The organism is Kitasatospora sp. NBC_00070 (genome assembly GCF_045041205.1).
Taxonomy (GTDB): domain Bacteria; phylum Actinomycetota; class Actinomycetes; order Streptomycetales; family Streptomycetaceae; genus Kitasatospora.
In genome coordinates this window covers 7714125-7729880 of record NZ_CP108247.1, presented here as the reverse complement: position 1 = coordinate 7729880, position 15756 = coordinate 7714125, and the positions used below count along the sequence as shown (strand labels likewise).

The window sequence follows — 15756 nt, the reverse complement described above, 5'->3', positions numbered from 1 at the left end:
GCTTGCCCACGGGCCTGACGGCCCGTCACGGCGCTGACGCGCCGTCAGGTGCGGGGGTGCCGCCTGCGGCGTCACCGTGCGTCACGGGGCCGAGGCTGCGCCTCGGCGGGCTGCGGCTGCGCCGGGCCGGGGGTGGGTGGCGGGGGGCAATTCGCCGATGGCGAATTGGCTTTTCTGGGGCGGCCCCTGGCGGGGCCTCAACTCATCGGGTGGCCGATGTCAAAGCGGCACGGGCCTGCGGCCCGCCATCGGGGCCCGTTCCGGCCTGCGGCCGGGAGCGTTAACGATGTGGTGTGAATTGTCAGTGGAGGGGCCTCCCCTGACGGGGTGTCCGAGGCGCGTGCACGATGTCGCGCGAATACCCGGTAGAGGGGCCATCCCTGACGGGGCGGCGGAATCCGGCGGGCCTTTCGTTCACGATATCCCGCGAATTGTCGGTAGCGAGCCATCCCCCGATAGGCCCCGGGGCGCAGCGGCGGGGCCTGGGTGCCCTGCGGCACCCGGCAGGCACTGGGCGGCTCGCGGCCTCCAGGAGGGGGCGGCGCCCTGGCGGGCTCCGCAGCGGGCCGTGAACGGGAGCGGGAGCAGAGGGTGGACATCTGCGGTCGGGGTGGGGCGAGGAGCCCGCCAGGAGCAGCGGGAGGAACAGTCGGTGCGCGGCGGACCGAAGGCCGGCCCCGGCCGCGACGGCGGGTACCAGGAGCTCACCGAACCACCCGCCCGGGCACCACCGGCACACCGCATCGCGCAGCCCCGGCTCCCGGCGGTCCGGTGAGGCACGCTCCCGGGCTTCGGCGGGGGCCTCCGCCGGGACGCGGCAGTCGCTCCCCGGCCCCGCCTCCCGAACCCGTGCCCGGCCACCTCAGCCGCCCCTCGGCAGAGCGCCCCGGCAACCCTCCGACCTGGATCGGATCCGGGATGCAGGAGGTGTCAGGGACTCCAACCCGGGCCACAAGCGCAAGGCGGGGACAGGCACCGCACAGTCGGCGAGCGGTGGAGCGGGCGCGAGCCGGGGCGCAGCCCGGCATCGCCACCCGGTCCTCGAGACGGGCGGCTTGGCGGCCCGGCAGCCGGTGGTGCGGGCCCGGTGCCTGCGGCACCGGGCAGGGGGCGGGCGGCCTGAGGGCCGCGCTGTCCGGCGCCCTGACGGACGCCCATAGACTCACGCGCAGCCCTGCGTCGACCGGCGCCCACACCCCTAAGCGCCGGTCCGTTGTGGAGGGGACCAGCCGAGTTCGAGCCGGGCCAGGGCGGGGACAAGCCAGCAACACGGCGCAATGGCAGCGGCTCGGGAAGTACAGCCGGGCACGACCGCGGTAGAGGAAGTAGTCGTACCACTCGACGGTGCCGGCCCGGTCGCCACCGGAGTATCAGAAGCCCGCCGGACCGGCCACCCCAGCATCACCGGCCGCCTCCAGATTCCGGTGACGCCAGCCGATTCCCCAGTGACAACCAACCGCAGACTCAGGCCGGCGGCCCGCCGTCAGCCCCGACAGCGCCCTCCCCCGGGGCGCAGCGGTGGGGCGCGGGGGCCCTGCGGCCCTCATGGCGGGGCGTCGGCGGCCTGCGGCCTCCAGGGGCGGGCGGAGGGCTGGACGGCGCCCTGGCGGGCACCACAGCGGGCCGTGAGCGGCGGCAGGAGGGAGGCGGGCACCTGCGGCGTGGGTGGGGTGGCGAGCCCGGGAGGGCGGCGGGAGCAGCGGGCGGTGGGTGGCGGTCGGCGGCACGGGCAGCAGGTGCTGGTGCGCGGCAGGCAGACGGCCGGCCCCGCCGTGACGACGACGGGCACCAGGCGCTCGCCGAGCCACCCACCGGGCACCACCGGCACACCCCGTCGGCCCAGTGAACAGCCACGCCGAGCCACTGAGAACCACGCGCCGATCTCAACCCACTGCCGAGGGCGCGACGGCGGGCACGACCGCAGCGCGGCGCGCAGCACCGGACGGGTGCGGCGAGGGCCTGCGGCAGAGCGCGACGGCACTCCCGGCCGAGCAGCCGAACCCGCCCCCTCCACTGTGAGCCGCACCGGCAACCCCTCCGCAAGCCACACCAGCAACCCGCCCACCTGCGGCTGGACCAACATGCAAGAGGTGTCGGGACGTCCAGTGCCGGATGCAAAAGCTGTCAGGAACCCCACCCCCGGCCCCGCAGGCGGCGCGGGGAGAAACACCACACACTCGGCGAAGCAGGAACGAACACGGACCGGGGCGCAGCCAGGCACCACACTGCCCCAGGCACCACCACCCGCTCCTCCAACGGCAACCACCGCGTGTGCGGGCGGCCTGGCGGCCGCGGTCGGGGTGCCGGCCTGGCGGCCGCACCGGTGGGTGGCCGGGGTGCCGGGGCCTGGCGGCCCGGCAGCAGACGCGGGTGGCGGGGCCGGGCCTGCGGCACCGGCGAGGGTGGCGGGCGGGCTCAGGCGGTGGCCTACGGCCCCCCGGCGGGGCGCAGCAGAGCGTGGTCGGCGCGGGGCGGTGTCGGGGTGGTGGTAGCCGGGCCGGGTGGCCTGCGGACCGGCAGCGGACGTCCTCTCCTCGGGGCCGGGAGCAGCGGGGCGCGCGAGGTGTGCCCGGGCGGCCGGCTAGCCCCTTGCCGGAGCCTGAAGGCCCGGCAGCGCGCGGACGGGCGAGGCGGCGGAGGTTGAGCGCGGGATAGGCTCGCAGCGGTGAGGTCGCCCGCACGGTAAAGAACGGGACCCGGGGTGCGGACAGGGTCGTTTGCCTCACCACCCCACAGATCACATGAGCGAGACCGCCAGAAACCTCCTGAAGGCGCCCCGCCGGGGAAACCCGCACTGATAGCAGGCGTGAAAAGCGGCGGTGATTCCAGCACTGCATGCGGCGGCAGGCAAACCGGCTTACGGAAGCCGAACGCGGCCGGGGCCGACAGTGGAACCGGCCAGGGAATCGAGCGGACCACCGGGGATGCTCCAGGCGATCATTCCTGGCGGAAATCCGGGAAGCCTGTCCGTCGGAATCATGGTGCGTTCCGGAGACCATCGGAGCACGTCCGGCAGACCGAATGACCGGGTGTCGGAACAGGGATCACCGACCACTGCTTCACAGCGTGAATCCCGGGACGGCCAGAGAACACCGCAGACGGGCGCAGCACCGCCCCGGACCGGCAGCACCTGAACGGAATTCGCGAGCGGCGCGGGCGGTGGAATTCGGGGCCGGTCTCCGACAATCCGTACAACGCCGAGCAGGGCGGGGCGGGGTGGGGCGCAGCCGGGCACCACCACCCGGTCCTCCTGGCCCTCCAGCTCCTCCTGGTCCTCGCGCGGGCGGCCTGCGGCCGCGTGGGGGTGCCGGCCTGGCGGCCGGACCGGTGGGTGGCCGGGGGGCCGGGGCCTGGCGGCCTGGCGGCCCGGCAGCGGGCTGGTGGCGGGTCCGGGTGCCTGCGGCACCGGGGCGGTGGCGGGCGAGCCGGTGACGGGGCACTGGGGCCGGTGACGGGGCGGTGGCGGTGGCCTGCGGCCCCCCGGGGCAGGGGTGGCGCCTGACGGAGCGGCAGCACCGGTACGCCGGGCCCGGCCTGAGCTTGTTCTTTATGGTCTGATCCGGTCGCGTTCGATGATGGTCTCGGGGCGCCGGGCGGTCTTGCCCACGTCGTAGCGGGTGGCGGGCCGCTGGTTCTTCGAGCCGAGCGGCCTGCCGGGGCCAGGCCGGGTGGGTTTGGGCACACGGGCCGGGCAGGGCAAGGTCGGGCGGAGGTTCCTGAACCCCCGGCGGACCCGGGCCGGGGTGAGCCTGTTCGGCCCAGCCGGTCTCTCCCAGGGCCGGCGGATGTCCTCGGCGAGCGGCCGGACGAGGCGGAGCTGGGTGTGGGCGACGATGATCAGCCATGTCCATCGGTCCGCTGCTTCCGGTGTGCGGAGCTTGGGTCGGATCCAGCCGAGTGTCCTTGATCATCCGGAATGTGTGCTCCAGGTCGAATCTCCGCAGGAACGCCTGCCAGCGCAGATCGACGTCAGAGCCGGTCATGCCGGTGGCGGAGGACCACAGCCACACCGGCAGCGGGTCTCCGCCGCCGGGCAGGCGGTCGACCTGGAGGCGGATCAACGTCCCCTCGATGATGGGGAGTTCACCGTCGTGGTCGATCCAGGCGGAGCGGGTGGTGAGCCTGGGGTGGAGACGGTCCCAGGCCATCGCCTTCGCGGTGCCGTAGCGGTCGGTGACCTGGACGGTCGCGCTGTTGGGCTCGCCCCAGGTGTCGGGCCTGGCGAAGCGGAACTCCTTGCCGTGCTTCGGCGGCCGCCCGCCCTGGGGATAGGCCTTGACGTACTCCAGCTGCGTGGGTGTCGGTCGGCGCATGACGCGGTCCGAGCGCATCCGGCCCAGGATCTCGACGGGCAGTCCGTTGAGAAGGCGGGCCATGCGCGGGGCGTCATAGCCGGCGTCGAAGACGACCAGAACGTCCGGATCGCCCTCGCGCCGCCGTTCGCCTGTGACCAGGTCCTCGACCACCCGGCGCACCTGGACGGCGGTGACCTCGGCGACATCGTCCTCGGGGCCGAGCCGCACGGCGTCCAGCAGCTGGCACCAGGACGTGCGGCCCCTCTCAAGCGCGGCGACGAACGAGTACGGCCAGCCCGGGATCATCAGGTGCTGGTCCCGACCGCGGCCGTAGGTGTGGCAGAACAGCCGGTCCGCGCTGCACTCGGCGTCCGGCCGCAGCCAGTTGCTCACGTCCACCACCAGGACGAGGCGGTCGTCGGCGGCCTTCGGCTGGGGTAGCGCGGCCAGCGTTCGCCGCAGCCGTGCGGTGTCGAGGCGGCCGCGGTTGAGAGCGTCGTACAGCGCGCCGTGCCCACGCCGGTGCTCGGCCGCCAGCGTCAGCTCCACCGGCGACGTAACTGGCCCGTCCGCGCACAGCAACGCGTCCGCGAGCTCGAACAGTTCGTCGCGCCGCGCGGTCAGGCATCCGTAGAAGTCTTCCCGGAAGTGTGACGCTTCAGCGAACGGCTCTCGCTGGACATCGCGGTACAGCAGACTCATTTCCCCCCACGGCCTTCGTCGAGTTCAGGTGCGTTCTTGGTCGGAGCACATGGTCAGGCGAAGGCCGTGTCCACGTCCGGCGAACTCCCGGATGAGTGAACTCGTTCGAGAAGCGCGCGCGATCGTGACACCATGGGCCGCGTGATGACGAACCGAAAGGTCCATGCCGCGTAGACGGCCGACGGACGTCCGGACCAGCCTCCCCCCGCACCGGACACAGGCTTCGAGACCCGCGATCGACGGTGTCTCCTCGCGGGCACTCTCCGAGGTAGCCCACCTCGAACGCACCCGGAACTACCTGCAACCAGGGGATGTCACCGTCGCTGTGCGCCTGTGGCGGGACCACGTTCGCCGCTCCGAGCGGCAGCAGTGGCACGACTACGAGTGGGGCAACGTGCACTGGTACTGCTGCGGCAACCCCTTGGAGGCTCGCGCCCTCCTCGACACGGTGATGAACGCAATGTCACCCCGGGGCGCCCGCGAACTCCGGAAGATCATCAACAAGCTTGACGCCGCCTACAGCATCCCCCTGCCGCCGCATGCCGGCGACGGAGGATAAAGCACAAGCTGAGTACCTGTTCCCAATCCCCATCGCCGCAGCTCAGGGCCCGATTCCAGGGAATCCTTCCAGCAGACGCGTCCCGCATGGATCTCTCGGTCGGTACTGCTTCCCGGGATCGCTCACCAGTGGTGACCACTTCCGTGATGTCCAGCCTGTCAAGCCTCCGGCACCTATCCTGCTTGGCAAGATCGATTCGGTATCAACCCTGAGTTGACGACACGTTGGAGCTTCCCATGATCAAACCCACCAACACGCGCGAGGAAGAAGTCCCCAACTTCGTCGCCTCTACCCTCTCGGCCCGTGACGGCATCACCTACAAGGTCATGGCCATCGGGAAGTGGGATGGCAACGAAGAAGGCCACCAGTTGACCTTGGATCTCGCCAGCGAGTCCGAGGGCCGGATCAAGGTCGAGGCCAAGGTCACGGGCAAGAGCCCGAACCTGCATCTGGCAGAGTTCAAGATCGAATACCCCTAACGGGGCAATGGGAGCCACTGGCGGGCTACCGGCCCACCATCGAGGCCCCTACAGGCTCGGCGTACACCAGAGCTTCCGTTCGGGGAGCGGTCACTGTGACCGCTCCCCGAACGCGTCTCTTGGAGAGGATTCCTAGGATCGGGCCCTGCCCTGCGGCGATGGGGATGAGGAACAGGCACTGACGGCCCGGCAGCAGCAGCTCCGGCACCGGCAACCGGGCGGCGGACCGCAGCGAGTGTCCTCTGACAGGCGATCTTGACCGATTGACAGGTGATCTTGACTGGCCGCCTGCGGCGACGCTGATCCCGCTGCGGGCTGTTCGGACGTAGTGGCGTGCCCTGCGGCTGGCAGGTCACGTTGGTCACGGCATGAAGATGAACCGCGCAGTCCTCGGGGCGGCTGCTCTCGCCGCCGCCCTGCCCTTGCTCATGGCCGCTCCTGCTCACGCCTCGATCCTCAACGGCCTGGGCGGCGCCAGCAGTGTCGCCAACAACGCCAATCTCCTCGGGGCCATGCTCAACAGCGAGCTGAGCAACTACTCGAAGCAGAGCAACGGCAACGAGCACGCCGCCGGCACCGTCGCCGGCGGCATCGGTCACCTCATCGGGCACTGATCGACTGGGTGGTCCGGCCCGGTCGCGGGCCGGACCACCCGCCACCGCTCTCACCAACCACCGGCCCGGGGAGCCAGTCAAAGTCACCTGGCAATCGGTCAAGATCGCCTGTCAGAGGACAGCGAGGCCGTGTCCCAGTCCTGTCTCAGGCCAGGGCCGAAAACGCTCCTACCTGGGGATATGGCCTGAGACTGTCCTAGCGAAACGGACATAACCGGACACGGTGAGACGGCGGTGGGACAGGGCTGGGACACCCCCTGTCCCAGCCCGGGAGCAGGGGCCGGCCGCGGCCCCTGTCGCGGCTGTCGCGGACCGGACCGGCACGGGGGATCCGGCTCTTTCGCCCACGTCACCGACGCGACAGCACCCCCAACGCGACACCCACCGCGACAGCACCTCGCCGGGCCCGGCAGAGCGGCCAGCAGGGCGACCAGCAGCGGCCCGGCAGCGACGACGACGGCCAGCAGCGACGACCAGGCGCAGCCCGACCGGACGACCGGACCGGCCGGAGGGCGGCCACCAGCTCATTCGATGGTGAGCATCCGATAGCCTGGCGCCGGCGAGCTGAGCGCCCATCCCGTTGTCGTGCGCCCACGCCGCGCGAGTCCCGGGAGAAGGCCCTGCGGGATCCAGGCGTCCGGACTTCATGAACCGTCGGATCCTCTTCTTCACCGGCCGATGGCGTGGGCGCAGTGCCGGTCTCCGAGGAGACGATCGTGACGAAGCGCAATACCGACCAGCAGCGCGCCCGGGAACTGCAGCAGGCCGAGGGCATCAGCTACCACGAGGCCCTCAACCGGGTACGGGAGCAGCGGGAGATGCAGCGGCCCCGGCCGGAGATCCCCTCCAGTGTGGTGCTGACCGACTCCACCCTCATCGCCGTCGAATCGGCCCGGGGCGTGCGGTGCATGGCCTGCCACAAGCCGATGGGCTTCGACGACTGGGCGGTGCACCTGGCGGACGTGACCGGCCGCGGCTACTTCGACCCCGCCCTGTGCGTCGGCTGCGCCACGGCGATCGGCAGGGCCGTCGCCCACATCCCCGCGCCGGACCCCGAGGACCCGGACACCCTCCTCGTCCCGAAGAGCGCCGCCGACGGGACCGTGGCGTACCCGGAGCCGGCGGGACGCCGGGTGCGGGGCTTCCGACGGGGGCCGTAATCCGCCCGCATTCGGCGGCTCCGTCTGCATAGGCTCCGGATCATGACAGATCCCGTGATCCGCGAGTTCGAGGACAGCACGCGCCGCAGTTGGTCGCCCGAGGCCCCCACCGACGCCCCGCGTCCGGTCAGGGCCTACCTCTGGGAACCACCCGCGCCATCCGCCGTCGACCCGCCCCCGCTCCTGCTGATGTCGCACGGAACCGGCGGCAGCGCCCGTGACCTGGCGTGGCTGGCGGAGGCACTGGCCGAAGCCGGGTTCCTGGTGGCCGGGGTGGACCACCACGGCAACAACTGGGTGGACGACTACCTCCCGGAGGGCTTCGCCTTCAACTGGGAGCGCCCGCGTGACCTGGGCTTCCTGGTGGAGGAACTGCGGCGGGAGCGTCCGCTGGGTGCGGTGGGCGCGATCGGCTTCTCGGCCGGCGGCTACACCGCCGCCGCGACCGTCGGCGCGCGGATCGCCCCCGAGCGCTTCCGGGCCGTCGCGGAGGGGCTGGTGCCGATGCCGCCGCTGCCCGAGTTCCCCGACCTGCTGGAGGCCATGAACGCCCGTTACACCCCGGAGCAGTTGGAAGCGATGGTCCGGCAGTCCGGCGCGGACTGCTCCGTCCCGGCCGTCGAGGCCGCCTTCCTGATCTCCCCCGGCATCGGCGGGTTGATCGACGAGGAGTCGCTCAAGGCGGTGGCCCGGCCGGTCTCCATCCGCTGGGGCGGCGCCGACGACAACTCGCCCGGCCCCGGCAACGCCCTGTACTACGCCGAGCACATCCCCGGCACCGAGGTGGTCTGCGTGGGCGAGGACGTCGGCCACTACCTGTTCGTGGACGGCAGCGAGCCGGGCGAGCCGGCCCGCCGTCGGGTCGCCGCGGACGCGGTGGCCTTCTTCCGTCACCAGCTGGTGGAGTCCGTGTCCGGCTGAGGGACGGCGGGCCGCCTCGGAGTATCGGGGTGGCCCGCCGCCCCGGGCGCGGACCAGCACGTCGGATGACCGTCAGGAGCGGGGCGGCAGCTGCCGTTCGCCCGGCAAGCATGACGCCGTGTCAGACGACGGCCGCCACCAGCGAGTCGTCCACCGAGCGCCAGGCCACGCCCGCCTCGCGGAAGCCGGACTCGACCAGCTCGGCCGTGTGCCAGGCGGCCGGGTGGACCGCGCCGTCCCGGTGGTCGCGGTAGAGCTCGGTCGTTATCTGGGGTGGAGTGCAAGTCTTCGCAGATCAGTGGCCATCTGATCGGTTGAGGCACATGAGGCAGTGGGTGCTCCATTCCCTGCTGTGCTCGGTCATGCGGCTGGCGCCAGGGGAGTCTCGGTTTGGTTAGGGCGTTCCGCCGTCGGGTGGGCGTTGAAGGCGTGGGGCGCCTGCTCGCTCGCGGGTGTGGGAGCGCGTGCAACCGGCCGGGCAGGGGTTCAGCGTCCGCTGCCGTACAGGGCGAGGAAGGGGGTCAGGCGGGGACGGTCGCCCTGAGGGATCCCGATGTCGAACACGTCGCGGTACGTGCGATTGTTGATCGTCACACCCTGGTCGGCGCGGCCGGCCGCGGTGTTGTGCGCCATGCGGGACAGGGCGCTCCAGTTGAGTTCGAGGTCGGTGCCGAAGGCGCCGATGTGAGCCGGAAAACTCGGGTCGCCCGCGTCGCCGCCGGCGAAGATGCTCTGGGCGACGCGGTTCTGGATCCAGCCGAAGCGGGCGGCCTCGGCGGTGGCGCCGATGAGGTAGGCCATGGCCCGGTTCACCGTGGTCGAGTTGCGGCTGTCCGGCCGGGCGCTGGTGAGGTTCTGCACCTGCTGGTACAGCGTCGTCCGGTCGTAGGGCTGGGCACCCCGCCACTCAGGGGGAGCCGACATCTGCGCGTAGCTGCCGTCGCCGGTGATCTCGTTGAACAGGGGGGCGACCGGCGGAACGGGGCGGGAGGCGCGGCGGAGTTCCTCCGGCAGGTGGTTGGTGTACGCGGCCGCGGCCTGGTTGGCGCGGGGGACGATGCGGTAGTGCTGGCCCCGGGCGGAGAAGCCCAGGAAGTAGAGGTTGTCGACGTTGAAGTACAGCGCGAGGTGCGCGTGGTCGCCGTCCGCCTCGGTGGTCCAGACCAGGACCCGGATGACACGGTTGCTGTTGGTCCGCCTCGTGGTGTCCATGTAGGCCGAGCTCTGGTCGACGTTGTCCATCTGGTGGCCGGCGGCGTTGCGCAGCGCGTTCACCATCGCGTTGTAGTCGTCAGAACTGTCACGCGACCGGCTGCTCCGGTTTTGGTCCCCGTACGCGTACAGGTGCCAGTCGATGGTGGTGAACCCCTGGCTCTGGGGGACCTCTGCGTGGGCCTGGGGGCGGCGGCCCCGAAGAGCACGCTGCACGCGGACACCAGGGCGAGCAGCAGGACCGCGAGCTGCTTTCCGGTTCGGCGCATGGTGGATGTCGGATGCAGGTGCATCGGGTGGTTCTCCTGAAAGTTCTTGCGCGCGGGTGTGGGTCGCGCGGCGAAGACCCTCGTGAACGCCTGCCGCTGCGTCGGGGCAGGGGCGCTCTCGCGGGACGGACGGTTGAGGGAGCGGCTGGCGGCCCCGCCCGCCGCACCCCTGGTCCCGGTGGGATCGAGGGTCGGCGGAAGGGGGTCCCCGGGTGGTTGCGGGGCTGTCTTCCTCAGATCTCGATCCCACCCGGCCGGGCTGGCGTGAACCATGCAATTTCGCCCGCAAAGGTACGTACCGCATACTTTTGCGGGTTGGGTTGGCGGTTCGGCGGGGCCACGTCGAACCAGGGGAAGATCATCAGCATGACCTCGACCACACCGGCCGACTACTCCTTCGGCACGCTGCTGTGCGCGCTACGCCACCGGGCCGGGCTCAGCCAGGAGGACCTGGCGCACGCGGCGGGGGTGAGCGTGCGTACCCTGTCCTACCTGGAGCAGGGCCGCTCCCGTGGGCCGCAGCGCCGCACCGTCCAGGCCTTGGCGAAGGCGCTCGGCCTGGACGCGGCCGGTGCCCGGGGGCTGGAGGAGGCCGCGAGCGCGGGCCGGCCCCGCACCACCCGCACGACGGTCGCCACCGCGCCGGACGTCCCCGCGCCCGCCCTGACATCGGAGCCCACCGTGAACGCGAGCGCACCGGACCTGCTTCCGCGCGCGCCGCGCGGCTTCCACGGGAGGGCGGCCGAGCTCGCCGCCCTGACCCGGGCCACTGCGGGCGATGCCCCGGTGTGCCTGGTGGTGGGGCCCGCCGGAGTAGGCAAGACCGCCCTCGTCCTGCACTGGGCCCACCACGACCCCGCCGGCCTGACCGACGGGCGCCTCTACGCCGACCTGCGCGGCTTCAGCGACACCGGCGAGCCGGCCACGGTCGAGGTGCTGCGCGGGTTCCTTGCCGCCCTGGGCGTTGCGGCCGAGCGGATACCGCACGCGGAGACGGCCTCGGCCGCGATGTTCCGCTCGCTGGCCGCCAACCGCCAGCTCCTCGTCGTCCTCGACAACGCCCGCGACGCCGACCAGGTCCGCCCGCTCCTGCCGGGCGGCGACCGCTGCGTCACCGTCGTCACCAGCCGCCACCGCCTGGCCGCCCTGATCGTCACCGACACCGCCCGCCCCGTCGCCCTCGACGTCCTCACCCCCCAGGACGCCACCGCGCTCCTGGCCCGCGTCCTCGGCACCGACCGCATCGACGCCGAGCCGGCCGCCGCCCTGCGCCTGGCCAAGCTGTGCGGCGGCCTGCCGCTGGCCCTGCGCGTGGCGGCCGCCCGCCTGGCCGGGCGGCCCGGCTGGACCCTGGCCTCGATGGCCGACGAGCTCGCCGACGAGACACGCCGCCTTGGCCTGCTGGACCTGGAGGACACAGGAGTACGCGCCGCGCTCCACCTGACGCTGCGCCAGCTCCCCGAGCCGGTCCGCCACTTGTTCGCCGCGCTCGGCCGTCACCCCGGCAGCCACGTCGACCGCTACACGGCCGCCGCCCTGGCCGCCACCGACCCGACCACCGCCGAGACAGCCCTCGAGCACCTCGCCACCGCCCACCTGGTGACCGAGACGGCGCCCGGCCGGTGGGCCATGCACGACCTCATGCGGCTCTACGCCCGCGGCCTGAACGCCCACCCCGACACCCTCAAGCGCGTCCTCGACCACTACATCACCACCGCCACCGCCACCGCCACCGTGGTGGCGGCGGCGGAGCCTGGCTCGGAGGACTGCTTCCCCCTCCCGCCCGACTTCCTTGCGCCCGCCGCCGTACGGGAGTTCGCCGACCGGGCCGCCGCCGTCGCCTGGTTCACCGCCGAGCGCGACAACCTCACCCAGGCCATCGCCGCCGCCAACACCGCCCGCCTGCACGAGCGGACCTGGCGCATCGTCATGACGATGTGGCCGCTCATCGTCTGGCGGGTGCGCGACGGCTGGGCGCCGCTCCTTCAGACCGCCCTCGCCGCCGCGCGCGCCGACGCCGACCACCACGGCGAGGCCCGGGTGCTCAACGTCCTCGGCTGGGTCCTCACCGAGGAGGACCGCACCCCCGAAGCACTCGTCCACCTGGAAGCCGCCGTCGCGCTCGCCACCCGCGCCGACGACGCCTTCGCCGAGGCCAACGCCCTCATCGTCCTCGCCCTGGCCCAAGCCACCCTCGGCGACCTCGACCAAGCCGCCACCAGCTGCGAGCGCGCCGCCGACCTCGCCCGCCACATCGGCGACCGCAGGATCGAACGCCTCGCCACCCAGCACCTCGCCCGCCACCAAGCCGACGCCGGCCACTGGCACCACGCCCTGGCCACCGCCACCCGCGCCCAGGATTTCGGCTACTGCCCCGGCGCCACCGACATCCCCCACATCCTGCTGCTCATCATCAAGGGCGAAGCACTCCTCGGACTCGGCCACCACACCGACGGCGCCACCCAACTCGACCTCGCCGCCCTCCTGCGCGCAGCATCGGACGCCGAAGTCCAGGCACGGTACGACACGGCACTCGCACGACTCACCACCCGGGTCTGACCGCAGCCGCACCCTCACCGGCGGCCCGGGCCGACTGGAAGGCCGCACCTCGGCGCTGGAACCGGGAGAGCCCGGACCTCGCCGCCGACATCGTCCACGCCGCCGGGCCCGCCCGCCACTGATGTACCTCACGCGCCTGACAAACCCCCAGATATCCACCAGACACGTACCCGGCCGGCGGTCAATTCCCATGCGCCTCACGGCTGCTGGGCACCCAAGATAACTGATGCCGCCGGCCTATCTGCGGAACCTGCTGGTGCTGCTGGGCGCGGTGCTGGTGGCGGTGGGTCTGGCCTGCGCCGTCTCGGTACTGCGCAGGAAGCGCAGGTGACCCAGGGGCACCGCTTGCCGACTGTACATACTAGTAGGTACAGTCGTCTCATGAGCACCCCTGAACGCCTGATCGAGAGCACCCGGGAACTCCTCTGGGAGCGCGGCTATGTGGGCACCAGCCCCAAGGCCATCCAGGAGCGGGCCGGAGTCGGCCAGGGCAGCATGTACCACCACTTCACCGGAAAGCCCGACCTGGCGCTGGCCGCCATCCAGCGCAGCGCCGACCAGCGGATGGCCCTCGCCGAGGAGCAGTTCTCCGCTCCCGGCACGCCCGTCGAGCGCATCGCCGGCTATCTGCGCCGCGAACGGGACGTGCTGCGCGGCTGCCCGGTCGGCAGGCTCACCCAGGACCCCGACGTGGTCGCCGACCCGGCCCTGCGGGCACCCGTCGCCGAGACCTTCCGGCACCTCAGGGGCCGCCTGGCAGCGGTTCTGACCGAGGGTCAGGCGCTGGGCGAACTCGATCCGACCCTGGACGTCGAGGACACCGCCGCCACCGTCGCGGCCGTGATCCAGGGCGGGTACGTGCTGGCCCGCGCGGAGGGCTCGGTCGAGCCGTTCCACCACGCCGTCGAGGGCGTGGTGGCGCTGCTCGCCGCCCGCGCCCTGCGCTGAGCGCGCTGCCCTGCGCCGAGCGGAACCTGCGCCGAACGCCTTACGGAGGCACCTGTGCACGCGATGCAGTACACCGTGACCCTGCCCGCCGACTACGACATGGAGATCATCCGTAAGCGGGTGCGGGACCGGGGGCACTTCACCGACGACTTCCCCGGTCTTGGCCTCAAGGCCTATCTGCTCCGAACGCGCGGGACGGACGGTTCGCAGGTCAACGCCTATGCCCCGTTCTACCTCTCTGGAACGACACCGACGGCCTCGGCCGCTTCCTCTGGGGCGGTTCCGGCTTCGGCGGCATGGTCGCCGACTTCGGCCGTCCGACCGTCAGCCACTGGATCGGTGCGGCTGCGGCGTCCGGCCCGCCCGCACGGACCGCACCGCAGGCCGCCGTGCTGCGGGCGACGCTGCTGCGGACGCGCGTGCCGGACGGCGAGGATCCGGCCGCGACGATGGCGCAGGCGGCCGAGGAGCTGTCCCGTCGGGTGTCGGCCCCCGGCGTCCACACCACCGCCCTCGCCCTGGACCCGCACCACTGGGAGCTGGTCCGGTTCACCCTCTGGGCCGCCGCCGTGCCCGAGGACGAGCCCGGTGACCGCTACGAGGTGCTGCACCTCTCCGCCCCCGGCCTCGCCACACTGACAGGAGTCGTACACCCGTGAACCCGTTGACCGCCGCACCGCTCGACCGCGAGGCCGGCTACCGGATGCTCGCCTCGCTCCAGGACGAGCAGGCCCAGCAGGGGACCCTCGCTGCCCTCGACGAACTCGCCCCGGGCTTCCCGGACTGGATCGTCACCGCCCTCTTCGGCGGCACCTATCAGCGCGACGGGCTGGCCCTCCGGGACCGGCAGATCGCCAACCTCGCTGCTCTGACCGCGATGGGCGGGGTCGAGCCGCAGCTCGCGCAGCACGTCGCCGCGAGCCTTCGGGTCGGGATGGCCCCGACCGAGATCGTCGAGGTGCTGGTGCACCTCGCCCCCTATGTCGGGGTGCCCAAGGCGTTGGCCGGCCTCCGGGTCGCCGCAGGCGTGCTCGCGCAGTCCGGCGAACAGGTCACACCCCAGCCCGCATCTCCGTCCCGGCCGCAGGCGTGAGCACCGGACTGGTACGGACGGTCCTCGGCGACGTCCCGGCCGAGGAGTTGGGCGCGGTGGACTCGCACGACCACCTGTTCCTCCGCAGCGCGGCGCTGCCCGGCCAGGAACTCGACGACGCCCGCGCAGCCGAGGTCGACCTGCGGGCCTTCCGTGCGGCGGGCGGTGGCACCGTCGTGCAGTGGACCCCCTACGGTCTCGGTCGCCGGGCGGAGCACCTCGCTGCGCTCTCCCGGACCACCGGCGTCCATGTGCTGGCGGCGACCGGGCTGCACCAGGCCCTGCACTACCCGCCGGGGGTGGTCCGGGCGGTCCTGAGGAACGCGGCGCGGCTGTTCATCGACGAGCTGACGGTCGGACTGCACGACGACGACGGATCGCCGCTCCCCGCCCGCGCGGCCCTGGTGAAGGTCGCCGGGGGCTTCCACGGGCTGGACGAGCACGCCCGCACAGTGCTGGCCGCCGCGGCGGAGGCGCACCATGCCACCGGTGCTCCGATCGGCGCCCACCTGGAGCAGGGCACGGCGGCGGCGGACGTGCTGGCGCTGCTGTGTGACGACCTGTCGGTGCCGCCGCAACGCGTCATCCTCGGCCACCTCAACCGGTTCCCCGACCTCCGGCTGCACCGCGAGGCTGCCGAGCGCGGTGCGTACCTGGCCTTCGACGGCCCAACGCGGGCCCATCACGCGACCGACTGGCGCCTGCTCGACGCTCTGTCCACCCTGGTCGAGGCGGGCCACGGCCGGCAGCTGCTGCTCGGGGGCGACACCACCACCGCCAGGGCCCGCAGCCTCGCCGCCGGTGGCGAGGGGCCCGGAATGCCGCACCTGCTCGACGGACTACGGCCCCGGATCGCCCGTGAACTGGGCACGGATGCAGCCGAGTTGCTGCTGGTCCACAACCCGGCGCGGGCCTTCACCATGGCCGCCGGATAGGCTTTTCCCG

The 15756-nt window shown here is 72.5% G+C and carries 11 protein-coding genes and 2 pseudogenes; 10 read left to right on the top strand and 3 right to left on the bottom strand.

Features of this window, described 5'->3' with window-relative positions:
• Window positions 1-3547: 3547 nt before the first annotated feature.
• Window positions 3548-4997 (bottom strand): annotated as a pseudogene (locus OHV05_RS35115) (NF041680 family putative transposase).
• Between the two features lie 163 nt (window positions 4998-5160).
• Here OHV05_RS35115 and OHV05_RS35110 point away from each other — a divergent pair.
• The 5 genes from OHV05_RS35110 (at window position 5161) to OHV05_RS35090 (ending at window position 8730) form a co-directional block, all read left to right on the top strand.
• Window positions 5161-5556, top strand: a complete 396-nt coding sequence (locus OHV05_RS35110; RefSeq protein ID WP_405021361.1) for a hypothetical protein — start codon at window positions 5161-5163, stop codon at window positions 5554-5556.
• Window positions 5557-5792: 236 nt separating this feature from the next.
• Entirely contained in the window at window positions 5793-6035 is a 243-nt protein-coding gene (locus tag OHV05_RS35105) for a hypothetical protein (protein WP_405021360.1), read from the top strand.
• 374 nt (window positions 6036-6409) lie between these two features.
• Entirely contained in the window at window positions 6410-6649 is a 240-nt protein-coding gene (locus OHV05_RS35100) for a hypothetical protein (RefSeq protein ID WP_405021359.1), read from the top strand.
• A gap of 716 nt (window positions 6650-7365) precedes the next feature.
• Window positions 7366-7809 carry a hypothetical protein gene (locus OHV05_RS35095; protein WP_405021358.1) on the top strand — a complete coding sequence of 148 codons (444 nt, stop codon included), beginning with the start codon at window positions 7366-7368 and terminating at the stop codon, window positions 7807-7809.
• A 42-nt stretch (window positions 7810-7851) separates the two neighbouring features.
• Window positions 7852-8730 carry an alpha/beta hydrolase family protein gene (locus OHV05_RS35090; RefSeq protein ID WP_405021357.1) on the top strand — a complete coding sequence of 293 codons (879 nt, stop codon included), beginning with the start codon at window positions 7852-7854 and terminating at the stop codon, window positions 8728-8730.
• Window positions 8731-9216: 486 nt separating this feature from the next.
• On the opposite strand, the gene OHV05_RS35085 is transcribed toward OHV05_RS35090, so the two are convergent.
• Both OHV05_RS35085 and OHV05_RS35080 read right to left on the bottom strand, forming a co-directional pair.
• Entirely contained in the window at window positions 9217-10158 is a 942-nt protein-coding gene (locus tag OHV05_RS35085; protein WP_405021356.1) for a ribosome-inactivating family protein, read from the bottom strand.
• A gap of 286 nt (window positions 10159-10444) precedes the next feature.
• Window positions 10445-10591 (bottom strand): hypothetical protein, encoded by a 147-nt coding sequence (locus tag OHV05_RS35080; protein ID WP_405021355.1) that lies wholly within the window; start codon window positions 10589-10591, stop codon window positions 10445-10447.
• Here OHV05_RS35080 and OHV05_RS35075 point away from each other — a divergent pair.
• The 5 genes and pseudogenes from OHV05_RS35075 to OHV05_RS35055 all read left to right on the top strand — a co-directional run bounded on the left by OHV05_RS35075 (window position 10578) and on the right by OHV05_RS35055 (window position 15746).
• The gene (locus OHV05_RS35075) at window positions 10578-12770 is read left to right on the top strand and encodes a helix-turn-helix domain-containing protein (protein ID WP_405021354.1); all 2193 of its coding nucleotides are present in this window, start codon (window positions 10578-10580) and stop codon (window positions 12768-12770) included. The two genes, OHV05_RS35080 and OHV05_RS35075, sit on opposite strands and share 14 nt — an antisense overlap.
• 381 nt (window positions 12771-13151) lie before the next feature.
• On the top strand, window positions 13152-13718 hold the full coding sequence (locus OHV05_RS35070; RefSeq protein ID WP_405021353.1) for a TetR/AcrR family transcriptional regulator: 567 nt from the start codon (window positions 13152-13154) through the stop codon (window positions 13716-13718).
• Between the two features lie 54 nt (window positions 13719-13772).
• Window positions 13773-14377 (top strand): annotated as a pseudogene (locus OHV05_RS35065) (DUF4865 family protein).
• Window positions 14374-14811, top strand: a complete 438-nt coding sequence (locus OHV05_RS35060; protein WP_405021352.1) for a carboxymuconolactone decarboxylase family protein — start codon at window positions 14374-14376, stop codon at window positions 14809-14811. Before OHV05_RS35065 ends, OHV05_RS35060 begins: the two are co-directional and overlap by 4 nt.
• A complete protein-coding gene (locus OHV05_RS35055) occupies window positions 14808-15746 on the top strand; it encodes a phosphotriesterase (protein WP_405021351.1) in 939 nt (312 codons plus the stop codon). Before OHV05_RS35060 ends, OHV05_RS35055 begins: the two co-directional genes overlap by 4 nt.
• The last annotated feature ends 10 nt before the right edge of the window (window positions 15747-15756 follow it).